Source organism: Magnetospirillum fulvum (assembly GCF_900108475.1).
In the GTDB taxonomy this organism is placed as follows: domain Bacteria; phylum Pseudomonadota; class Alphaproteobacteria; order Rhodospirillales; family Magnetospirillaceae; genus Phaeospirillum; species Phaeospirillum fulvum_A.
The window spans coordinates 154910-177397 of record NZ_FNWO01000003.1; the positions used below are offsets into that span (position 1 = coordinate 154910).

Annotated in this window: 21 protein-coding genes; 6 read left to right on the plus strand and 15 right to left on the minus strand. The window is 62.8% G+C overall.

All coding sequences use genetic code 11. The annotated features are described in order from the left end of the window. Nucleotides 1-2: 2 nt before the first annotated feature. From BLW40_RS04705 to BLW40_RS04720, 4 genes are all read right to left on the minus strand, one after another. On the minus strand, nucleotides 3-545 hold the full coding sequence (locus tag BLW40_RS04705) for a phage tail protein (protein WP_074766045.1): 543 nt from the start codon (nucleotides 543-545) through the stop codon (nucleotides 3-5). 17 nt (nucleotides 546-562) lie between these two features. After that, complete coding sequence (locus BLW40_RS04710) at nucleotides 563-1102, minus strand: phage tail protein (RefSeq protein ID WP_074766047.1); 540 nt, start codon at nucleotides 1100-1102, stop codon at nucleotides 563-565. Between the two features lie 33 nt (nucleotides 1103-1135). After that, nucleotides 1136-1678: a phage tail protein gene (locus tag BLW40_RS04715; protein ID WP_074766049.1), complete on the minus strand. Its 543-nt coding sequence runs from the start codon at nucleotides 1676-1678 to the stop codon at nucleotides 1136-1138. Between the two features lie 76 nt (nucleotides 1679-1754). Beyond that, nucleotides 1755-2048: a DUF6916 family protein gene (locus tag BLW40_RS04720; RefSeq protein ID WP_074766051.1), complete on the minus strand. Its 294-nt coding sequence runs from the start codon at nucleotides 2046-2048 to the stop codon at nucleotides 1755-1757. Nucleotides 2049-2514: 466 nt separating this feature from the next. Between BLW40_RS04720 and nifH the strand changes: the two genes are divergently transcribed. Continuing rightward, nucleotides 2515-3393, plus strand: coding sequence for a nitrogenase iron protein (gene nifH / locus BLW40_RS04725; RefSeq protein WP_074766053.1), 879 nt, complete (start codon nucleotides 2515-2517; stop codon nucleotides 3391-3393). A 202-nt stretch (nucleotides 3394-3595) separates the two neighbouring features. On the opposite strand, the gene BLW40_RS04730 is transcribed toward nifH, so the two are convergent. From BLW40_RS04730 to BLW40_RS04755, 6 genes are all read right to left on the minus strand, one after another. Continuing rightward, on the minus strand, nucleotides 3596-4708 hold the full coding sequence (locus BLW40_RS04730) for an NADH:flavin oxidoreductase (RefSeq protein ID WP_074766364.1): 1113 nt from the start codon (nucleotides 4706-4708) through the stop codon (nucleotides 3596-3598). A 14-nt stretch (nucleotides 4709-4722) separates the two neighbouring features. Beyond that, nucleotides 4723-7107, minus strand: a complete 2385-nt coding sequence (locus BLW40_RS04735) for an efflux RND transporter permease subunit (protein ID WP_074766055.1) — start codon at nucleotides 7105-7107, stop codon at nucleotides 4723-4725. Nucleotides 7108-7129: 22 nt separating this feature from the next. Beyond that, nucleotides 7130-8344, minus strand: a complete 1215-nt coding sequence (locus BLW40_RS04740) for a YCF48-related protein (RefSeq protein WP_139305492.1) — start codon at nucleotides 8342-8344, stop codon at nucleotides 7130-7132. Next, a complete protein-coding gene (locus BLW40_RS04745; RefSeq protein ID WP_074766059.1) occupies nucleotides 8331-9686 on the minus strand; it encodes a DUF1329 domain-containing protein in 1356 nt (451 codons plus the stop codon). Before BLW40_RS04745 ends, BLW40_RS04740 begins: the two co-directional genes overlap by 14 nt. Nucleotides 9687-9702: 16 nt before the next feature. Then, entirely contained in the window at nucleotides 9703-11520 is a 1818-nt protein-coding gene (locus BLW40_RS04750; RefSeq protein ID WP_083386622.1) for a DUF1302 domain-containing protein, read from the minus strand. Nucleotides 11521-11639: 119 nt separating this feature from the next. After that, nucleotides 11640-12758, minus strand: a complete 1119-nt coding sequence (locus BLW40_RS04755) for a phosphotransferase family protein (RefSeq protein ID WP_342027651.1) — start codon at nucleotides 12756-12758, stop codon at nucleotides 11640-11642. Between the two features lie 144 nt (nucleotides 12759-12902). Here BLW40_RS04755 and BLW40_RS04760 point away from each other — a divergent pair, with 144 nt between their 5' ends. Further along, the gene (locus tag BLW40_RS04760; RefSeq protein ID WP_074766065.1) at nucleotides 12903-13823 is read left to right on the plus strand and encodes a LysR family transcriptional regulator; all 921 of its coding nucleotides are present in this window, start codon (nucleotides 12903-12905) and stop codon (nucleotides 13821-13823) included. 10 nt (nucleotides 13824-13833) lie between these two features. Here the strand turns inward: BLW40_RS04760 and BLW40_RS04765 are convergent, their stop codons facing one another. From BLW40_RS04765 to BLW40_RS04780, 4 genes are all read right to left on the minus strand, one after another. Continuing rightward, nucleotides 13834-14274: a hypothetical protein gene (locus BLW40_RS04765; protein ID WP_074766067.1), complete on the minus strand. Its 441-nt coding sequence runs from the start codon at nucleotides 14272-14274 to the stop codon at nucleotides 13834-13836. An 80-nt stretch (nucleotides 14275-14354) separates the two neighbouring features. Next, nucleotides 14355-15218, minus strand: coding sequence for a transglutaminase family protein (locus BLW40_RS04770; RefSeq protein WP_074766366.1), 864 nt, complete (start codon nucleotides 15216-15218; stop codon nucleotides 14355-14357). A gap of 94 nt (nucleotides 15219-15312) precedes the next feature. Further along, entirely contained in the window at nucleotides 15313-15525 is a 213-nt protein-coding gene (locus tag BLW40_RS04775; RefSeq protein ID WP_074766069.1) for a hypothetical protein, read from the minus strand. A gap of 136 nt (nucleotides 15526-15661) precedes the next feature. Then, on the minus strand, nucleotides 15662-16243 hold the full coding sequence (locus BLW40_RS04780; RefSeq protein WP_074766368.1) for a UbiX family flavin prenyltransferase: 582 nt from the start codon (nucleotides 16241-16243) through the stop codon (nucleotides 15662-15664). Nucleotides 16244-16392: 149 nt separating this feature from the next. Here BLW40_RS04780 and BLW40_RS04785 point away from each other — a divergent pair, with 149 nt between their 5' ends. The 4 genes from BLW40_RS04785 (at nucleotide 16393) to BLW40_RS04800 (ending at nucleotide 21152) form a co-directional block, all read left to right on the plus strand. Next, entirely contained in the window at nucleotides 16393-16566 is a 174-nt protein-coding gene (locus BLW40_RS04785; protein WP_074766071.1) for a YdcH family protein, read from the plus strand. Nucleotides 16567-16871: 305 nt separating this feature from the next. Then, nucleotides 16872-18788, plus strand: coding sequence for a propionyl-CoA synthetase (locus BLW40_RS04790; protein ID WP_074766073.1), 1917 nt, complete (start codon nucleotides 16872-16874; stop codon nucleotides 18786-18788). Nucleotides 18789-18870: 82 nt separating this feature from the next. Then, entirely contained in the window at nucleotides 18871-19647 is a 777-nt protein-coding gene (locus BLW40_RS04795; RefSeq protein ID WP_074766075.1) for a hypothetical protein, read from the plus strand. Between the two features lie 185 nt (nucleotides 19648-19832). Beyond that, nucleotides 19833-21152: a phenylacetate--CoA ligase family protein gene (locus tag BLW40_RS04800; RefSeq protein ID WP_074766077.1), complete on the plus strand. Its 1320-nt coding sequence runs from the start codon at nucleotides 19833-19835 to the stop codon at nucleotides 21150-21152. An 81-nt stretch (nucleotides 21153-21233) separates the two neighbouring features. Here BLW40_RS04800 and BLW40_RS04805 read toward each other — a convergent pair whose 3' ends face one another. Next, nucleotides 21234-22484: a TIGR03862 family flavoprotein gene (locus BLW40_RS04805; protein ID WP_074766079.1), complete on the minus strand. Its 1251-nt coding sequence runs from the start codon at nucleotides 22482-22484 to the stop codon at nucleotides 21234-21236. Nucleotides 22485-22488 lie beyond the last annotated feature (4 nt).

Consider the following 22488-nt stretch of genomic DNA (forward strand, 5'->3'; position numbering starts at 1 on the left):
CGCTAGGGGAACTCGGGATATGTGCCATAGAGGGCGATACAGGGATTTAAGGCCAGAAACGGTTGGCGGTTTTCATGGGGCGCCGGGCTTGCTACCCCCGCTACGCCAATCGCAGCGGGATGAAGAGTTGTATTGGCCGATGCCGGGTTGAGTCCGCACAGAGCCGGGGGGGAGAACTGGGTAAAGTTCATCGTGTTGAGGGGCGTTCCCGTCGTCGGCGTCTGGGTCAACTGGCTGAGGACATGGGTATGGTTGGGGTATTGGCTGAGCGACACCGTCACAGTTTCCGTTCCGGCGACATCGGCCTGATCCCAATCGTTCATTCCGCTGCCGTTGGGGGCGATGCCTGGCCCAACCACGGCCCGACCGCACAAATTCGGCAAGCGGAAATTCGTTGTTGTCGTATTGCCGAATTGGGTGCCGATGAGGGAGTAAAGAGCCGAAAATTGGTTGATATCCAGCAGCACACCGTTGCAGAAAGCATAAGAATATTGTGCGAAGTTGAAGGCGCAGTATTTGATTTCACCAATATATGGATCGCTCATGGAACGCCTCCCTCGGCTTAGTTCTGTTGCGGATACACGCCATTCAAGCATATGCAGTATAAAATGCAAATGGACGGCATGACGTTGTTGTGAGCGGCGCTGCCGCCCTCATCGGTGAGAGCCGACTCTGCCAGGGCCGAGTAGGTCGGATTGGTTGTCGTGGGAACGGCGAAACGCTTGGTCGGGTCGGCCAAAGCACTGAACAGGACAGTCGAGGCGGGACCGGGTTGGGTGGCCACCGTCGAGGAAACCCTGAAAGCGTGATCGTGAGCGACTCCCTGCGCCGGAGTCAGGCTGATCGCATCGATCCCGCCGCTTTGGCCGAGGGTGTAGTTCGATCCCCCCGTCAACTGGCCCTTTCCAACCGGAAGGCGGCCATTCAAATTCGGCAGGGCGAAATTCGTGGTTCCGTTACCGCCATACGTCGTTCCGATCAGAGAGAATAGCTGAGTATTATCGCTGATATTCAGAGTTTGTCCGTTGCAAACCGCCCAATTGAGAGGGGCGCCGCGGAAATATGGAAATAAGCGGATTTCTCCAACAAACTCGTCAGACATGAAAATCCTCCATCGCTTGGTAGCGAGAGTTCTCTAATCCCGCGGCGGATAGTATCCTTGGATCGCGATATAGTAATTGATGGCAAGGAAAGGCTGAAGATTGCTGTGCGCCTGCCCGCCACCCTCGGAAGATACTTTCGAAGCCATCTCAACCAGCGGATTGCTGGGAGAAGCATAGGAATTCAGCGGCAATTTCGTACTTTTGGTGATGACCGAACCGGGGATCAGCGAGGGCAAAACGGCGGTCGAGGTTCCCGTTCCCGCGATGACGGAGTGATCGTGCGCGGGAAGGTGGGTTTGGCCCAAGGTGACAGTTTCGGCCCCTCCCGATGCGCCAAGCGAATAGACGCTGAGGCCGGTTGCCGGTCCGGCGGTCTGGCCGAACCCGATCGGGGTGCGCCCGTACAGGTTTGGCAAATTGAACGATGCGCCGGATCCGCCGTAGAAAGTTCCGATAAGGGAATAAAGCGCCTGATTCTGAGCGATGGGGATGCTCGCACCGTTACATGCCGAATACCCCCTGGGAACGAACGTGATCGCCCCCATGGTAATTTGACCGAGATATGGATCTGACATGCTGCCTCCAGTCTATCCGACAGATAAATTCCGTTGATGATAAAGACTCGTTGGCGAACAACATCTTTGCGTTCGGCTAATTAAAAACAGCCTCGTAAATGATTCCGCCGGCATCTCGTCCGACGGGAACGATGAATATTCCGGCCTTACCAATAGAATCGTGGCTCATGGTGTAAATTTTTTGTGGCAGGATAACTTGATTGTCCGACTTGAATATCAAGGAGAACGGTTCGCGCGCTATTCCAGGGAATTGAACAACGGGGTGCCGTTTCATATCGACAAGCGTCATGCGCACTTCGCATGAACCGATATCAACGTGAAATACCTGATTCAAGCATTGGCTGAATGTGGAGATGTCGAGAAATCGCATGCTTACTCCAATGACATGGATACCATTGCGAGCCGATCTACGACATTCTATTTACACACAAAGTGAGTCTTCGTCAAGTCAGGTTAAAGCTTAAGATTGTGATAGTGCGGAACTGCTCTTTGATTAGAAAATAATTACCACCTTTGGTTTAAACGATTGGTGTCGCGCTGGTGGGCGAAAATGACTACTGGTGGATAGGTAATCAAAGCCGCCCGACGTTTCGAATAAATCGGGTTCTGTCTAATAACCCGATTACGCTATTTCCCTCGCCGGATTCAAACGCGAACCGCAACATGGGCGATATTCCCCAGCGGTTGGGCGTTCTGGCCGGAATTTCGCGGCGGTCGACCTATTTTCTCTCGGCGCTATCGGTGGGGAGAGGGGCGTGCCCCGAAATAAATGGCATGGCGCTTGCTTGGGTAGAGGGACGTGCCTTCACGTTTCTCCGTTACAAAGGACACCCTCCATGCCTCGTCAGATCGCGTTTTACGGCAAAGGCGGCATCGGCAAGTCCACCACCTCGCAGAACACGCTCGCCGCGCTGGTCGAGATGGATCAGAAAATCCTGATCGTCGGCTGCGATCCCAAGGCGGATTCGACCCGTCTGATCCTGAATTGCAAGTTGCAGGACACTGTGCTGCACCTCGCGGCCCAGGCCGGATCGGTCGAAGACCTCGAACTCGCCGACGTGATGAAGATCGGCTACAAGGGTATCAAGTGCACCGAGGCTGGCGGCCCCGAGCCGGGCGTTGGTTGCGCCGGTCGCGGCGTCATCACCGCCATCAATTTCCTTGAGGAAAACGGCGCTTACGACGATGTCGATTACGTCTCTTATGACGTGCTGGGCGACGTGGTGTGCGGCGGCTTCGCGATGCCGATCCGTGAGAACAAGGCCCAGGAAATCTATATCGTGATGTCCGGCGAAATGATGGCGCTGTTTGCCGCCAACAACATCGCCAAGGGCATTCTGAAGTATGCCGGTGTCGGTGGTGTCCGCATCGGCGGTCTGATCTGCAACGAGCGCCAGACCGACCGCGAGCTTGATTTGGCCGAGACGATGGCCAAGCGGCTCAACACCCAGATGATCCATTTCGTTCCGCGTCACAACATCGTTCAGCACGCCGAACTGCGCCGCCAGACCGTGATCCAGTACGCCCCTAACTCGACCCAGGCGGCCGAATACCGCCAGCTTGCGACCAAGATTCACGCCAACGGCGGCAAGGGCACCATCCCGACCCCGATCACGATGGAAGAGCTGGAAGACATGCTGGTCGAATTCGGCATCATGAAGTCGGACGAGGAGCAACTGGCCGAGATCCAGGCCAGCGACGCCGCCAAAGTCTGATTCCTATCCGGCAAAGCCCCCCCCTTCCACGCGGTGGAAGGGGGTTTTTTATCGGCTGAGCGCTTAAATTTTCTGTCCGGTTCAAGACAAAAATTGACTGCTTCCAGACTTTTATGTCGATACCCGACAAAACGCTGAGATGCAGATCGCCGCTAAAAAAGAATCCGCCCCGATTTATTGGCCGAATAATTTATTTTTTTATTTAGCTCAGGACGGCTAAATCCTCACGGGCGAACGGTCTCAATTCGTCGAAACGGCCGTCGCGCACCTTGATCGGCCATTCCCAATCGGTCAGCAACGCCCGACCGACCGCGACCAGATCGAACTCCTCGCGTTCCAGCCGCCGGATCACCTCGTCGAACCCCGCCGGTTGCGCGCCCTCGCCCCGGAACGCGCCGAGGAACTCGCCCGACAGCCCGACCGACCCGACGGTGATCGTCGGCTTGCCGGTGACCTTCTTGGCCCACCCGGCGAAATTAAGGTCCGATCCCGCGAATTCCGGCTCCCAATAGCGGCGCTGCGAGCAATGGAAGATGTCGGTTCCGGCCTCGGCCAGCGGCTCCAGCCACTGGCGCAACTCGTCCGGAGTCTCCGCCAGCTTGGCCCGATAATTCTGCTGCTTCCATTGCGAAATCCGCAGGATCAGCGGCAAATCCGGCCCCAATTCCGCCCGCATCGCCTTGACCACCTCGATCGCGAAACGGCTGCGCTCGGCCAGACTGGCTCCGCCCCAGCGATCGGTGCGGCGGTTGGTGCGGTCCCAGAAGAACTGATCGATCAGATAGCCGTGGGCGGCGTGAATCTCGACCGCGTCAAAGCCGATCCGCCGCGCCGCCGCCGCCGCCCGGCCAAAGCCCGCGATCGCGTCGGCGATATCCTCTTCGCTCATCACCCGTCCGGTCGGCGTGTCGGCACCGATAAAGCCCGACGGGCTTTCCAGACCGCCCGGCGGCTGCCACGGCTTCGACGGATTGGCGGCCCCGCCGACATGCCAGATTTGCGGCGCAATCCGTCCCCCGGCGGCATGAACCTGATCGACGACGGTCTGCCACACCTCCAGCGCCGCGCCGTGGAACAGCGGGATGTTGGGATCGTTGCGGGCAGGGGCGCGGTCGATCACCGTGCCCTCGGTGACGATCAGCCCGACATCGCCCTCGGCACGGCGACGGTAGTAATCCGCGACCGCCTGGGTCGGGATGCCGTCGGGGCTGAACAAGCGGGTCATCGGCGCCATCACGATCCGGTTGGGCAGATGCAGCGACTTGCAGGCGAAGGGCTGGAACAGCGCCCCGGTCGAAGAGGTCTCGGTCGTCATCGTGGACGTCTCCTTCACGCAGCTTGGGGCGAGCGGCGCTGCAACAGCGCCATCACCGCCGGGATCAACACGATAGCGCCCGCCATGTTCCACAGGAACATGAAGGTCAGCAACAGGCCCATATCGGCCTGGAACTTGATATCGGAGAAGACCCAGCTCATCACCCCGATCGCCAGCGTCACCCCGGTCATCGCCACCGCCGTTCCCGTCGTCTTCAGGGTCTCGACATAGGCATCGCGCAACGACAGACCGCTCTCCAGATACAATTCCAGCCGGTTATAGATATAGATGCCGTAATCGACGCCGATCCCGACGCCAAGCGCGATCACCGGCAGGGTCGCGACCTTCACCCCCAGCCCCAATTGGGCCATGATCGCCTCGCACAGCACCGAGGTGATGTAGAGCGGGAACATGATCGCCACCACCACCCGCCACGAGCGGAATTCCCACAGCAGCAGAATGGCGACGATGCCATAGACCAGGAACAGCATCGTCCGCTCGGCGCTTTTGATGACGATGTTGGTGGCGCCTTCGATCCCGGCGGTTCCGGCGGCGAGCAGGATCTGAATCTCCTGATCGTTGACGCGGGCGGCAAAGCGCTCGGACGCGTCGATCACCCGGGTCAAGGTCTCGGCCTTGTGGTCGGTCAGATAGAGCATCACCGGGACCATCGAGCAATCGCTGTTATGCAGCTCGGGCGGGATCATCTTGTAGACCGCGTTCGAGACATAACGGTCGCGGCTGATCGCGTGCCAGCGCGGATCGCCGCCATTGGTGCCCGCAATCGACTTCTTCATCGCATCGACCATCGAGGCCGAGGATTCCACCCCCGCGACGCTTTCCATCTCGGTCTGATAGCGGTCGATCAACGCGGCAACCGGATAGGAGCCGCATTCGCCGGGTGGAGTCCGCACCATCGCGACAAAGACGTCGGGGCTGGTGGCGTAATGGGCGGCAAAGAACGCGACGTCGCGGTTATAGCGGGATTCAGCCCGCAATTCCGGCGCGCCGGGATCGAGATCGCCGATCTTGAGGTCGCGTCCGGCGACAAAAGCTCCGGCCAGCAGCACCAGCGCCACCCCGACCGCGACAGCGGCCCAACGCGGCTCGGCCGCCCGCGCGATCCAAAAGGCGATCTTGCGCGGCTGGCGCCTCGTCTTGGCGCGCTGGTCGGCAATCGCCCGCTCGCCGACGCCGACATAGGACATCAGCACCGGCAACAGCAGCATCTTGGTCAGGATCACCACCGCGACGCCGATGCTGGCGCTGATCGCCAGTTCCTGGATCACTCCGATCTCGATCACCAGCAGGGTGGAGAAGCCGACCGCATCGCAGACCAGCGCGATCGAACCCGGCACGAACAACAGGCGGAAGGTGACCTTGGCCGCCTCCAGGGTCGAATGCCCGGCGGCGCGCATGCTGGCCATCGTGTTGATGTTCTGCACCGCGTGGCTGACCCCGATCGCAAAGGTCAGGAACGGCACCAGGATCGAATAGGGATCAAGGCCGAAGCCCAGCAGCTTGACGATCCCCAATTGCCACAGCACCGCCAGCCCGCAGCAGAACACGGTGACCAGGGTGCTGCGCAGACAACGCGAGTACCACAGCAACAAGAGGGTGGTCAGGACGAAGGTGACGCCGAAGAAGATCAGGATCACCTTGGCCCCGGCGATCAGATCGCCGACGATCTTGGCAAAGCCGGTGATGTGGATCCGGACGGTACCGTCCTGGAAGCGGTCGCGGATCTTTTGTTCCAATTGTTCGGAAAAGCGGCCGTAATCGAGCTTGGCCCCGGTCTGAGGATCGACCTCCAGCAGCGGGGCCAGCACCACCGCCGAGCGGTGATCCGAGGCGACCAGACTGCCGACCCGGCCCGAGCGCAGGACGTTGGTGCGAACCTCGGCCAGCATCCGCTCGGAGCCGTCGAAGCCCTGGGGCACGATGACACCGTTGCGCATCCCCTCTTCGGTGACCTCGTACCACATCACGTTGGGGGTCCACAGCGACTTCAGATTGCCGCGATCGACGCCGGGAATATAGAAAATCTCGTCGGTGACCTTGCGCAGCGTCTCCAGGAAATGCTGCGAATAGATATCGCCATCGACCGCCTCGACCGCGACGCGGACGACATTACCGAGCGGACGCAGTTCGCTTTGGTATTTCAAGGTGTTGGCGATATAGGGATGCCCGGCCGGAACCATCTTCTGGAAGCTGGCATCGGCGGTCAGGCCGGTGGCGAGATAGGCGAAGATCAGCGAGGCGATCCCCATCACCACCAGGATCAGCGGCCGGAAGCGGAACAGCAGGGCTTCGACCCGCACCTCGATGGCGTGGGCGGTCTTGTGATGAAGCAGATCGGCGTCGGTGTCGGTGCGGATGCGGGGCTCGGCGGCAGTCATCGAACATTCCTCTTCGGCTTGGTCATCGCGCGGTGACGATGTCGCTGATCCGCAATCCGCCCGGTCCGGCCAGAACCAGTTTGCCATCGGCAGTGGCGGCAACCGCCGCGACCGGCCGGGGCGACGAATCCGGGGCGGCGGGGCAGGTCCAACGCAGCCCGCCATCGTCGCTCACCAGCGCGGCTCCGCCGGAATCGTACAGCCGCACGCTGTCGGCCTGGACCAGACCGGCGATCAGGGTCTTGCCGGTACAGGTGACGATCCGCGTCCAACTCGTTCCGTCATCGACCGAACGATAGACCCGGCCGCCGCCGCCATAAGCGAGCAGAGCGGGGCCGACCCGGCGCAGGCCGGCGATAGCTCCGCGCTCGGGCAGGGCGGTGACGGTCCAATGCTCGCCGCGATCGGCCGAGCGGGTGATCCGCCCGCCTTCGCCCGCCACCACGATCCGGCCGGACGGATCGATCATCACCGCGCCGTAATGCAGCCGTTCCTGATTGTCGATGCGGTCGCCCAGATAGACCCAGCTTGCGCCGCCGTTGGTGGTGCGGAAGATCTGGCCGAACGATCCGACCGCGAGACCGAATCGCGCATCCTGGAAGGCAACCGCGAGGAACGGACGCGACGGAGCGAAGCGAACTCCGGCCATTGCGTCGTCCAGCGCGGTTTCGGCCAGATCGAGGGCGGCCAACGCCGCTTCGTCTTGGGGGGATGCGGCGTCGGCGCGGGCGCGGGCCAGAGCGACGCGGCGTTCGGCATCCTGGCGCACGGCGGCGGCGGCGCGGGTGCCGTCGAACTGAACCTGCCAAGTCTCGCCACGGTCGGTGCTGTGCAGGATCATGCCGTCATGGCCGACCGCCCAGCCCTCGGTCGGAGTAGGAAAGGTCACGGCGGTCAGCGTCACCGAGACCGGCACGTCGGCCTGAATCCAGGTCGAGCCGTTATCGTCGGAATGAACGATGATGCCGCGTTCGCCCACCGCGACCAGCCGGTCTCCCACGGCGGCCAGCGCCAGGATCAGCGACTGTGCCGCCTTGGGCGTCTTGAAGGCGGGCAGGGTGGCAAGGTCGATTTGCTCGGCGCGGGCGAGAGAGGGGGGCGCGATCGTGATCAGGGCGACGGCCAGGCCGCATATCAGGGCGGGAGCGATCCACCGCCTCCCCGCCATCGACCGCGAACCGGCAGCGGGGGAGCGTTCCCCCGCCGCCGTCTCGGCCCGCGGCTTAATTGCCGACACGACGCAGATTGTCCGGCGAGTACATCGAGAAGCTCTGCTTCTCGCCGAAGGTCGTCGGCTTTTCCTCGTTGGTCATCGCGTTGACGATATAGCGCCGCGCCTGAAGGTCATAGACGGCATCATTGGCAATCCACGGCACGTCGGCGCCGTAGAACTGGATTGCGTGCATGATGTGCACCCGCCACAACTCGCCGCGTCCGTCATATTCGTCGGCCTCGGCGACCTGCCAGCTATCCTCGTCGATATAGAACACCCGCTTGCCATAGATGTGGCGGGCGCCCGGCTTCAGCGTGCCTTCGACCACCCAGACCCGATGCGGCTCGTAGCGGACCAGATCCTGGTTGAGGTGGTTGGGCAGGATGATCTCGGCATATTTCAGGCTGCGATCGTTCAGCTTGTAATTGTTGTAGGCGATCAGGATTTCCTTCTTGCCCAGCAATTTCCAGTCAAACCGTTCCGGCGAGCCGTTGAAGCCGTCGTAATCGTCCGAGGTCGCCAGCCCGTCCGAATTCTGCGCCGGAGCGTCGTGGGCGACTTCGGGCGCGCGCAGCACCCGGCGCAGGCCGGGATTGTAGCTCCAGGCCCGGCGCTCATCCTTGGCGTGGTCGCGCGAATCGTGGACCAGCAGCGCCTCGCCCGCCATGCTGGAGGGGCCACGCACCAGATTGAGGTAATAGCTGTGGCGGTTGGGATCGGGATTGCCCAACGCCGCCGCCCAGGCCAGCCATTCCTCGCGCTTGACCGCGGTGAACGAGCCGCCGGTCTGGACCGGGAACATGCTGGAATAGCGGTGCACCGTGCCGCCGCGATAACGCAGGATGTGGTTCCACATCACTTCGAGCCCGCTCTTCGGCAATGGGAACGGCACGGTCGAATTGACCACATTGTCGATCCCGGTGCCCGACGGGGTGAGCTGGGCCGCCCCGGCTTCCTGCTTGACCCGGTCATATTCGAGTTGCGGCAGAACGGTGGTGCGATGGCTGGGATAGACATGCATCTTGAAGGTGGTGGGATAACGCTTCAGCATCTCGTAGCTGCCGGGCGCCAGCTTGTCCTTGTAGCTGTCGGCATTGGCGGCGGTGATGGTGTAAAGCGGCTTCTCGTTGGCGAAGGGATCGACATAGCCCTTCTCGGGATCGAACGGCAGCTTCAGGCCGCCGGTCCAGGCCGGGATCGAACCGTCGGCATTGCCCGCGATCTCGGCCCCAACCGGGGTCAGATCCTTGCCCAACCGGGCCAATTCCTCGGGGCTCGCCGCCGCCCAGACCGGGCAGGCAGTTCCGAGCAGCAGGGCAACCGCGCCGCAGCCGATCAGCGACTTCAACTCAAACAAAGTCTTCATCGAATGTCTCCCGCGCTCAGAACGTCACGCCCGTGACCAGCGATACGAAATCGCGGTCGCGGTAGGGATCGTATTTGGCGTCTCGGTTGTAGGTACTGAAGCTAAGGTCGGTGTAGTACATCTTGTTCCACTCGGCCCGGACCCCCAGACCCAGATTCATCCGGTCCTCGACGAAGGTGCCGTCGGCGGAATAGCCCGAAACGTCGTGAGCCCAGAACAGCCGGGGCGTCACGTTGCCGCCGAACAGCAAATTGTTGTAGGTCAGCGACAATTGGACGCGGTATCCCAGCGCGTCGCTGGTGGCATAGCCCTTGTTCTCGCAATAAGAGGAATTCAGGTTGGTGCAAGCCATTGTCGCGGTCCCGGCCTGACCGAACATCGGATCACGGCCATACCGGCGCGAGGTGTTGGGATCGCCGATCCCCGACCAATGCTGATAGCCGATTTCGCCGATCACCTTGAACTCGTCGGCCGAGGCGACGTTCGAGAAGGTTTTGATGGTCGAGACCTGGATCTGGAACTTGTTCTTGCGGTCATAGCCATCGACAACCGAACCGGCACCCAGTCCATTCAGGAAAGCCATCGGACCGACACCGCGGAGCATCCCGTTGCCCAGATCGTTGGTATTGATCTGCACCGGCACGCCAAAAGATTCGCTGGCTTCGCCGAACACCGACCATCCCGCGATGTCGCCCGCGACGCTGGCACCCACCACCTGAATGTCTTCGACGTCGTAATTCCAGTAATATTGACCAGGAGTTGCTAAATTATAGATCGAATTTGCGATCGGGCTTCGGCTTTTAATGAAGCTGAAGATCGGCGTCCGGGAATGATACTGGGCGTAATAAAGCCCAAAATCAGTACCGATATCGGTGTTGTAATAGTGCATATTGGCGCCCCACTGCCCGACATCGCCGGGGTAGCGATTCCCGCCATTAGCCATTTTGGAATTGAGACCGCCATATGGTGCCCCAGGGATACTATTAAACCCGGCGAGATCGCTCTTACCCGATGGCGTCATCGTGATCGTGTTCGAACAATTGAGATAGTCCGAGGCGCTCCAGAAGGTGCCGCAGCCATCGAGCACCGAGCGTTCCCAAGTAAACTGGTAGAACGTCTCGAAGCTGATCCCGTTATCGAGGCCGAGATTGGCCGAAATCTGCGGAATGGGAAGCAAGACTTCCTTGACCTGCGCGCCGGGCCGCCGGGCCGCACCGACATCGACGATGCCGTACTGGTTGATACCGCCGGGGATGAAGGTGCTTTCGCCCCAATTCACCACATGCTTGCCGATCTTCACCTTCAGCGGAGTGTCTTCGGCCAGATCAAAGGTGCCGTAGCCATAGGCATCGAGCAATTCGACGCCCGAGAATTTCGACGCCGGATAGAAGTGCCCGTCATTGACCGGGCTGCGGCTATAGCCGTTGGCGGCGTCGCCGAACGTGGTGTTCTGGTTGCGGCCGATATAATCGTACCAGCCCTTGACCCGGCCAAAGACACCGAACTGGTCCTTGCGCAACTCGACTTCGCCAATCGCCTTGCCCAAGGCGGAGTAGAAGTCACCGGCGCGGAAGTTCTGGTTGCCGTCGTCATGCTGACCGCCGTCGGCCCTGCCGCCGTTGCCGCGCGAAATCAGGTTGGGATCGGGATTGCGGGTACGCATCGACGCCCCGACCGACAGGTCAAGGCTCCATCGCCCTTCATATCCGTTGCCGAGCGAGAAATCGTCGGCGTGGGCCGTCGTACCTGCTCCGGCCAGGCAGCACACGGTGACCGCCGTCCGCATTATTGGTGTTACATAGGATTGCCCGATTTGTTTCGATTTGATTTTCATATCCGTTCCCCGCCAAGAATTATTCGTAGATTTACTCTCTCCCACTCATCGCATGACGACGAAACCGCGTGGCGCGGCGTCGCGTTCCCATACGAAGGTCACCAAAATGAGTCGGTCCCTCAGCGCCCGGCCTGCGCAATCAGGGAAAGGCACCGGCGTTCCAGGACATTGACCGCATGGCCAAAGCCCGCGAAATCGGGATTGGCGGCATGTCCAGCGCAATAACGGGCGTAGATCTGCTGGGCGATCACCGCGAGGCGGAACGTCCCGAAGATCAAATAGAAATCGAACCGATCGAGGCAGATTCCGGTCTTTTTGCAGTAATACTCGACGATCTCGTCACGGCTCATCATCCCCGGCAGATGCGAGGGCTGGCGGCGGATCGCCTGAATCTCGTCGTCGTCGTCGGCCTGGACCCAATAGGCCAGCGCCGAGCCCAGATCCATCAGCGGATCTCCCAGGGTGGCCATTTCCCAATCCAGCACGCCGACGATCGCGGCCGGATCGGCGGGAGAGAAGACGATATTGTCCATCTTGTAATCATTGTGGATCAGCCGGGTCGCCCGCTCGGCCGGTTCCGCCGCCGCCAGCCACGCCATTACCGACTCGAAATCGGCGGTGTCGGGAGTGCGGGCGTCGCGCAGCCGGGCGCTCCAGCCTTCGATCTGGCGGCGGACATAACCCTGGCCCTTGCCCAAGCCCCCCAGCCCGACCGAGTGAGGGTCGATCGCGTGCAGTTCGATCAGACGGTCGGTCATGTTGAGGCACAGGCGGTGCGCCTGCTCGGGCGACAGACTCATTCCCTCGGGCAGATCGTGGCGGGGAATGAAGCCGATCAACCGCTCCATCACCGCGAACGGCGCCCCGATCACCGTTTCGTCGTCGCAGGTGGCGATGATGGCGGGGACATAGGGGAAAACCGGGCGGATCGCCTGCAACAGCGCTGCCTCACGCAAAATGTCGTGGGCCGACTTCGCTTTGCGACCGAAAGGCGGGCGTCGTAAAATCAAATCGCGGTTTGGATAGGAGACCAGATAGGTCAGATTCGAAGCGCCACCGGAAAACTGATAAGATTTCGGCTCGCCTTCAAGAGTTGGATCAATAGCCTTGATATAACAATCAAGACGACCCAGGTCAAATTCTTCACGTGGTCGAACAGCACCCGGCCGATCGGCAATTAACATTACGTGCTCCCTCCCAGAAGCTTTTATTTTTGAGAGCCAGTTTTCCGGCTTCATTCTTCTCTTGTTCGGCCCCTTCCCCGATCGGGGCGATTGACGGTGCCTGACCCGCCGGGAATTTTTGACATCCCTTGCTGACGGAACTGCTACAGGTTACGTTTTGTTGGAAATGAATCAATTGAATGTACTTCATGGTGCAGTATGAGCATCCCGCATTATCGTCGTTACGATTTGAATCTGCTGGTGGTTCTCAGCGCAATCTTCGAGGAAGGGAATATCACGCGGGCCAGCCAAAAGCTGAACCTGACCCAACCGGCGGTTAGCCACGCTCTGGCCCGGCTTCGCGACGTCTTTCAGGATCAATTGTTCGTCCGCCAGGGGGCGGCGATGGTGCCGACCCCGCTGGCCCGCCAGATCATCGCCCCGGTTCGGACCGCGTTGCAGTCGCTGGGCTCGCTGACCGAGGAACGGACCTTCGATCCCGCCGCCGACCGCCGGGTGTTCCGGCTGGCGCTGCGCGACGTGTTCGAATCGAGCGTGCTGCCGCCTTTGATGGAGCAGTTGGAGAAAACCGGCTCGCTGATCGCGATTCACAGCGTCCGCACCGACCGCACCGAGATCGAAACCGAGTTGCGGCGCGGCTCGATCGATCTGGCGATGGATATTCCCTTTCCGGTCGGCGACGAGATCAACCAGTTGCGGGTGGTCCGCGATCCGCTGACGGTGGTGGCGCGGCGGGGCCACCCGCAGATCGCCGAAGGCAACCTCAGCCTCGACAGCTTTCTCGCCCAGGGTCACGTGATGGTTTCATCGCGGCGCAAGGGGCCGGGGATCGAGGATTTCGAACTGAACCGGCTGGGCTTGCGCCGCGAGATCAAGTTGCGCTGCCAGCATTATTTCGCCGCCTGTCGCGTCGTCAGCCAGACCGACCTGCTCTTGACGATGCCCGGCCGCTATGCCCAGGTCGCCAATCTCGCCTTTGACAATCTGCTGCTGCCGCTGCCGTTGAAGATCCCCGACCTCGACGCGGTGATGTACTGGCACGCCAACATGGATGACGATCCCGCCTCGCAATGGTTGCGCGGGCGACTGAGCGCTATTTTCAGCGATCAGCCGACTTGATCGTTAATCCTCAGCGCACCCGATAATGGCCGTGACAGCCGGTGCAGGCGGCGGTGATGTCGCCGATCGCCCAGGCAACGTCGCGCATGCTGGCATAATCGCGGGCCTTGTCGGCTTTTTGCGCTGCGACGGCGAAGCGGGTGGCGGCGGCGCGAAGGGCATCCTTGGCCCCCATCATTGCCGGCGGGAACCAGTCGGTGATCGCGGCCTCGCCCTCGGTGTTGCTAAAGCGCAGCCGCTGATCGGCGATGCGGGCCGCTTCGGTGAAGCGTTCCGAGGCGACGTGCGACACGATGGTGTCGAGCGCGACGAGATGGTCCTGCATGTTCATCAGCAGGCTTTCCTGAATCCCGGGCGGCATCGGCACGAGTTCACGCGGGTCGGCGGCCTGACCCGCCAGCGGGATCGTCGCCATGGCCAGGGCGACAAAGCCGATTCGAATCGCGCGCATAACACCCCCTTGATTGTCCGTTCCCGTCTTATCATCGCTCGGGAGGGGGCGGCTGTCGAGAGCCAGACCCGTCGGCGGGATCAGGCGGTGACGCGGACATCGACGCTCATCCCGACGAAGGCATCGGGCGAGCCCTGATAGCTGCCCGAGACCGGGGTGACCTGGGCGATCTCGCGCGCGACCGCGACCGGGATCAGATTGTGGCCGCCGACGCCCCGATTGGTCGGGTCGAAGGTGATCCAGCCCGCCCCGGGAACGAAGACTTCGGCCCAGGCGTGAGTCGATCCGTTTCCCGACGATCCGATCAGGCAGCCGTCCGGGTCGAACAGGTAGCCCGAGACGACCCGCGCCCCAAAGCCTAAGCAGCGTGCCGCCTCGACGAACAAGACGGCAAAGTCGCGGCAGGCCCCGCTGCCGCATTCCAGCGTTTGCAGTGGCGTCTGGGTTCCTTCGTCGTCGCGGCTTTGATAGGCGACCCAGGCGGAAACGCCCGAGCAGAGGTCTTTTAGCAAGGACAAGGTATCGGTCGGATTGCCCAGGATGAACCCGCGCGCCCACGTCTCAACCCGTCCGGTCGGATCAAACGTCCGCGCCGTCGCCAGCGCTCCCAGGTCGATCCAGTCCGAATCGGTGTAGAGGAAGGGATAGGAAATCGCCTCGGCCGCGATGGTGAAAATCGGGAAGGGAACCGCATGCAACTCGATCCGCAACCGGCATTCGATCGACAAAGTCTCGGCGGGCGCGGCGAAAACGGCCATCGCAACCGCGTTGCCGAACACGTCCTCGGCCCAGGTCACGGTGGCGGCCGGGGTGGCGGTCAGGTCGATCGAGAGCAGGCGCAGGTCGCAACTCTCGCGCGGGCGCAGCATCAGCCGGTGCGGCCCGAGAACAACCGGATGTGTATAGCGATAGGTGGTGTGGTGGTGAATCTGCACTGACAGCATGGACCAGACCCCGCGCATTCCCGGTCGGGACGGACGTGCCCAACACCGACGGGCAGCTTACACCCACACGGCAAAGCGACCGGCCCGCATTCGATTATTTCTTTGCTTTGGCCGATGGGCCGATATGGCTCATCGCGGCGGCCCGGAAGCCCTCGCCCCAGCGGTCGCGTTCGTCCCCGCTCAGATGGGGGTTTTGCCGGTCGCCCGCCGCCGCGATCTCGGCCGGGTCGTCGGCGGTGCAATCGCCACCCGCCCGCCACCCGCTGGCATAGATGCGACTGAGTTGGAACGGGGTACTCTTGGTCATGACATCCCCCTCTGCGGTGCCGGATTTAGGCAAGACGACCGGACGGCGACCGGCGTAGAGCGCGACCGCCCGCTTTCGGAGGGGCGATCATACGCTTCGATATGGGAATGACCGGGCGAAAAGTCATCGCGGACGTTTATGCGCCGCCTGATTCGCCCCAGCGGCGAAGTGTGCCGCAATCCAGCCCGAACAGGTCGAGCGCCCGTCCGGCGGTGTGTTCGACCAGATCGTCAAGGCTTTGCGGGCGGGCGTAAAACCCCGGCACCGGCGGGGCGATCACCGCCCCCATTTCGGTTAAATTCAGCATCGTCCGCAGATGACCGGCATGGAGCGGGGTTTCGCGCACCATCAGGACCAGACGGCGGCGTTCCTTCAAGGTGACGTCGGCGGCCCGCGTCAGCAGCGAGGTGGTAACGCCGCTGGCGATCTCGCTCATCGTCCGGATCGAACAGGGCGCGACGATCATCCCCAGGGTGCGGAACGATCCCGACGCCGGGGGCGCGGCGATGTTATCGACGCTATGGGCGTGGTCGGCCAGCGCCCGCACCTGATCGGCGGTCATCTCGCTTTCGTAGCCAAGAGTGATCTCGGCGGCACGGCTCATCACCAGATGGGATTCTACCCCTATCCGCCGCAGCATCTCCAGGATGCGTATACCATATATGGTACCAGAAGCGCCGCTTAACCCCACGATGAGGCGGGGTGGGGGAACGGTCAAGGCCGACAATCCTGCATGGGGTGGGATCTTTCCTGTAGCTTGGTGAATAAGATTAGCCCGGCTGAAGGTTTAGGGCAATTTCCCTGCTGACAACCCCCTCGCGCGGAGCATAAGCTTTCCCGGTCACCCATCGTGAAGGGAGGGCTTTGATGAGCGTTCAAAACCGTATCGAGTCCCTGAAAGCCAAGCATGCCGCGCTTGAATCCGCGATCGAAATGGAAGTCAGGCGCCCCATTCCCGACAATGCTCATCTTCACGACCTGAAACGCCGAAAACTTCTCATCAAGGATGAGATGAGCCGGATCGATTCTCCGCTCCATTAATTCGACGGGCGGACCGTCCGCGGCACCCGGCCCGGCAGGGTCGGGGGGCCATTGCGTCTGATCGAAACGGGCAGGCGGTCCGCTTTTTTCTCCCACCCTGACGGGTGGGTGTGGCCGGTGGGGCGACCCGCTGGCTTTTGGGGACGGAACGGCATCCCATCGCGGATTTTCGCCCTCTGAACCCGCCTTTTGCAAAACCGCCCGGTTTGCGGCATCTTACCCACTCGCCCGGAGGGGGAAAGGCGTCTCCACGACCGAGGAAAAAAGACGCCGACTGGTAAAAAACAGAGAGGAACACGTTCGACATGACCAATCCGTATCAACAGGCCTTCGAAACGTCGCTGAAGGACCCGGTGGGGTTCTGGGGAGAGGCGGCGCAGGGCATTCACTGGGACAAGCCCTGGGACAAGGTTCTCGACGACAGCAAGGCACCGTTCTATCGCTGGTTCGTCGGGGCGGAGACCAACACCTGTTACAATGCCGTCGATCGTCATGTCACCGATGGACGCGCCGACCAGGCCGCGATCATCTATGACAGCCCGGTCACCGGGACCAAGCGCACCATCACCTATGCCGAACTGCAAGATCAGGTGTCGCGTCTGGCCGGTGGTCTGGCCAGCCTGGGCGTCGGCAAGGGCGACCGTGTCCTGCTCTACATGCCGATGATCCCCGAAGCTGTGGTCGGAATGCTGGCGGTGGCGCGTCTGGGCGCGATCCATACCGTCGTGTTCGGCGGCTTCGCTCCCAGCGAATTGGCCACCCGCATCAACGATGCCGAGCCCAAGGTGATCCTGACCGCCTCGTGCGGGATCGAGGGCAGCCGGGTTCTGCCCTACAAGCCGATGCTGGATCAGGCGATCGACCTGTCCTCGCACAAGCCGGGTCATACCGTGGTGTTCCAGCGCCCGCAGATCGCGGCCGAACTGAAGCCCGGCATCGACCTCGATTGGGTCGAACTGTCCGCCGCCTCGGCCCCGCATGGCTGCGTCACGGTGCAGGCGACCGATCCGCTCTATATTCTCTACACCTCGGGCACCACCGGCCAGCCCAAGGGCGTCGTCCGCGACAATGGCGGCCACATGGTGGCGCTGAAATGGTCGATGAGCGCGATCTACGACATCAAGCCGGGCGAAGTGTTCTGGGCCGCGTCGGATGTCGGTTGGGTCGTCGGCCATTCCTATATCTGCTATGCTCCGCTGCTGCACGGTGCCACCACCATCGTCTATGAAGGCAAGCCGGTCGGCACTCCCGACGCCGGGGCGTTCTGGCGGGTGATCGCCGAGCACAAGGTGTCGGCCCTGTTCACCGCGCCGACCGCCTTCCGCGCCATCAAGCGCGAAGACCCCGACGCCACTCTGCTGAAGAACTATGACCTGTCCTCGCTGCGGACGCTGTTCCTGGCGGGCGAGCGGTCCGACCCCGACACGATCAATTGGGCTTCGTCCAATCTGAAGGTGCCGGTGATCGACCATTGGTGGCAGACCGAAACCGGCTGGGCGATCGCGGCCAATTGCATGGGCCTGCATCAATTCCCGGTCAAGCCGGGCTCGCCGACCAAGCCGGTTCCCGGCTGGGGTCTCGAAGTGCTGGACGAAAGCCATCAGCCGTGCCCGCCGGGCAAGGTTGGCTCGCTGGTGGTGCGGCTGCCGCTGCCTCCGGGCGCGCTGGTCACCCTGTGGAACGCCGATCAGCGGTGCCACGACAGCTATTACTCCGAATTCCCCGGTTATTATAAGACCGCCGACGCCGGGTATATCGACGAGGACGGCTATGCCTACGTGATGTCGCGCACCGACGACATCATCAATGTCGCCGGTCACCGCCTGTCGACCGGCGCGATGGAAGAAGTGCTGGCCAGTCATCCCGACGTCGCCGAATGCGCCGTGATCGGCGTCGCCGATCAGTTGAAGGGGCAGTTGCCGCTGGGCTTCGTCTGCCTGAAGGCGGGCGTCACCAAGAGCCACGAGCAGGTGATCAAGGAAGTGGTCCAGTTGGTGCGCGAGCGCATCGGACCGGTCGCCGCCTTCAAGACCTGCACCGTCGTCGCCCGTCTGCCCAAGACCCGCTCGGGCAAGATTCTGCGCGGCACGATGCAGAAGATCGCCGACAACGAGGATTTCAAGATGCCGGCGACGATCGACGATCCGGCGATCCTCGAGGAAATCGAGGAATCCCTCGAAAGCGTCGGCTATGCCAAGGCGCGCAAGGAACCCGGCCAGTAAAACCGGCTTGGTGGACTGGGAACCGGGGGCGTTCGCGCCCCCGGTTTTTTATGGCGTGACGAAGACGGGAAGGACGCGGGACATGACGGAGACGAGGGAAGAGACGCGGCCGGACCCGGCCCGGCCCGATGGCATCGCCGCCACCGGGCTGGTGGTGTCGGGATCGGGGGCCGGGCTGCTCGCCATTCTGTCGCTAGGCGGCTATGGTGGTCTCGACGCCGGGGCGGGGCTGGTGCTGCCCGGTCTGGCTCTGGTCGGACTGGGCCTCTTGGCGATGTGGCTGCGGCCCGCTTTGTCGGCCGAGGGAGAGACGTGGCGGCGGGTCGCCGCGATTGCGGCGCTGGTGCTGTTTCCGCTGTGCGGGGCGGCGTTAGGCTGGCCCGACCTGATCCGGCTGGTGTGGCTGCCCGCCCTGGTGGTTCTTTATGCCCAGGCCCGCCGGATCGAGGCGGTCCGCGCGATCCCGGCCTGGTCGGCGCCGCTGCATCTGCCGCTGCTGTTGACCAGCGCGTTCGCCGAGGGAAGCGGCCTGCTGCTTCTGCTGGCCCCGCTGACGATGGCCGGGGGGGCGCCGGACTGGACCGCCGGGCTGATGATCGCCCTGGTGGCAGCGCGGTTGCTGGTGTGGATGGCCTATCGTCGCCGTCTGACCGGCGAGACCGTTCCGGCGGCAACCGCCGTCGTGTTGTTGGCCTTTTCCACCCCCTTTACCCTGGGGGGCAATGTCATTCCGCTCGCTTTGTCGATCGTGGCGGGGATGATGCCGGACCTGGCTCCGTCGGCGCTGGCGGCGGCCGGTCTGGCGGTCGTGGCGGGGGGATGGGCGCTCCGGCTGGTGATCCTAACGCGGGCAACCTAAACGCACTAAGTGCCGCCTTCGCCCTATTGCTGGTTGAGACCGGCGATAGGGCGAGCAATGGTGACCGAAATTATACTGTGGTGTAAGATTCCAGCTTGTCTTTGCAGCCGAATCGGGGGATGTCTTCCCCCTTGAAACCGGGTGGCCCAGGCGCATCCGGGGTTGGTCGCGAGGGAGAGTCGGGAATGTCGGCAGTCGGTGCCGCGCCGTTCTATTTTGCGCCGGAGATCGAGCGTCTCGACCGCTCGGCCCTGCGCCGCTTGCAGTTTGAACGGCTGAAAGAAACGCTGGGCCGCGCCTATGCCTGCGTTCCTCATCATCGTCAGGCGTTTGACCGGGCCGGGGTGCGGCCCGAGGATTTGTCCCGGCTGGAGGACATCACCCGCTTCCCCTTCACGGTGAAGACGGACCTGCGCGACACCTATCCTTTTGGTCTGTTCGCCGTCCCGCGCGAGCAGGTGGCCCGGCTGCATGCCAGTTCCGGCACCACCGGACGGCCCACCGTCGTCGGCTATACCGCCGACGATCTCGATTCGTGGGCCGATCTGATCGCCCGCTCGCTGGCCTGTGCCGGGGGACGGCCCGGTGACGTGATGCACAACGCGCTCGGTTATGGCCTGTTCACCGGTGGGCTGGGCTTCCATTACGGGGCCGAGCGGCTGGGCTGCACCGTGGTGCCGATGTCGGGCGGTCAGACCGAGAAGCAGATTCGGCTGATCTGCGATTTCGGCGCGACGATCCTGAATGCGACTCCGTCCTATGCCCTCAATCTGGCCGAGTCGGCCGAGCGGATGGGGGTCGATCTTGCCGCGGGTAGCCTGCGGGTCGGTGTGTTCGGGGCCGAGCCGTGGTCCGAGACGATGCGCGGCGAGCTTGACCGTCGCCTTGGCATCCGCTCGATTGATTCCTATGGCCTGTCCGAGGTGATGGGGCCGGGCGTGGCGATGGAATGCGGCCAGCGCAACGGCATGCATGCCTGGGAAGATCATTTCCTGTTCGAAGTGATCGATCCGGAAACGCTGGAGCCGGTGCCGATGGGGCAACCGGGCGAATTGGTCATCACCACCCTGACCAAGCAGGCTTTGCCGATGGTGCGCTATCGCACCCGCGACATCTCGATGATCACCGACGAGCCCTGTCCCTGCGGCCGCACCCATCTGCGGATCCTGCGGGTGACCGGGCGCAACGACGACATGTTGATTATCCGCGGCGTCAACGTCTATCCTAGCCAGATCGAAGCGGTGTTGCTCGGTCTGCCTGGGGTTGCGCCGCATTACCAATTGATTCTGTCCCGCCAGGGCTGGCTTGACCATCTGACCGTCGAGGTGGAGACCGTTTCTCCGTCAAGCGAAGAAGATCGGGTCCGGCTCGCCAATCAGGTTCGCCACCACGTCAAATCGACCATCGGCGTGTCGTGCGAAGCTCTGGTCCGCTTGCCTGGGCAATTGCCCCGCTCGGAAGGCAAGGCGGTGCGGGTACGGGATCTGCGTAAGGAAGGGGCGTAGCTTTCGGCGGGTTCGGGGGGACCTCGCCGTGCACGCGCCCCGGCCCCCATCCCCGGACGGCTTCTGCCGTTCGGGGGTGGGTCAGTTTCCCCCCTGATTTCTTCGTTCCGACCGCAGCCAGGCGGCGGCACCCAGACCGGCAGCGCGGCCGCTGGCGAAACAGCCGGTGAGCAGATAGCCCCCGGTCGGCGCTTCCCAATCGAGCATTTCTCCGGCCACGAACACGCCGGGCAAGCGGCGCAGCATTAAATGCTCGTCCAATTCCTCGAAACAGAGTCCTCCGGCGGTCGAGATCGCTTCGGCCAGCGGGCGCGGCCGCACCAGCGCCAAGGGGACAGCCTTGATCGCGGCAGCCAGGGCGGCGGGATCGTCGAGATCGGCGGGCGGGACGATTTCGCGCAGCAGCATCAGCGCGTTGGACTCAAGCGGCAGGGCCTTGCGCAGGAAGGTCGAGAGCGAGCGCGACCCGCGTGGACGCCGCAATGCCGCCTCGATCCGCTCGCGGCTCCAATCCGGCATCAAATCGAGGGTGGGGCGGGCGATCCCGTCTTGGGCGATCCTGTCGCGGAGCGGGGCGGCGAGGGCATAGACCAATCCGCCTTCGATCCCGGTCGCGGTCAGGGTCAACTCGCCGCGCCGGACCAACGCGCCGAAGCGAAGCTCGACGGTGGCAAGTCTGGTTCCGGCGCAGCGCTCGGCAAAGAGCGGACTCCAATCGAGATCGAAACCGCAATTGGCCGGGCGGAGTGGCGCAATGGCAAGGCCGCGCGCCGCCAGCGGTTCGACCCAGGCCCCGTCCGAGCCCAAGTGCGGCCAGGATGCTCCCCCCAGCGCCAGCACCACAACCGACGCCGGGACGGAGACGAGTCCATCGGGCGTGGCGAAGCGAAGCGCGCCGCTGTCGTCCCAGCCCTGCCAGCGGTGGCGGGCGTGAAAGGTGACGCCTGCCGCCTTTAACCGGCGCAGCCACGCCCGCAACAGCGGTGCCGCCTTCATTTCGGCGGGAAACACCCGGCCGGAACTGCCGACGATGGTTTCGATCCCCAATCCTTCGGCCCAGGCGCGCAACGCGGCCGGTCCAAATCCCTCCAGCAGCGGGGCGAAGCGGTCGGCCCGCGCGCCGTAACGCCCCAAAAAGCGCTCGGCCGGTTCGGTGTGGGTGAGGTTCAGTCCGCCCTTGCCCGCCAGCAGAAATTTGCGGCCGGGCGAGGGCATCGCGTCGAACAGCGCGACCGTCTGCCCCTGGGCAACCAGGGTCTCGGCCGCCATCAATCCGGCCGGGCCGCCGCCGATCACGATCGCCGGAATGGCGCGATTATCCGTTTCCATCATGGCG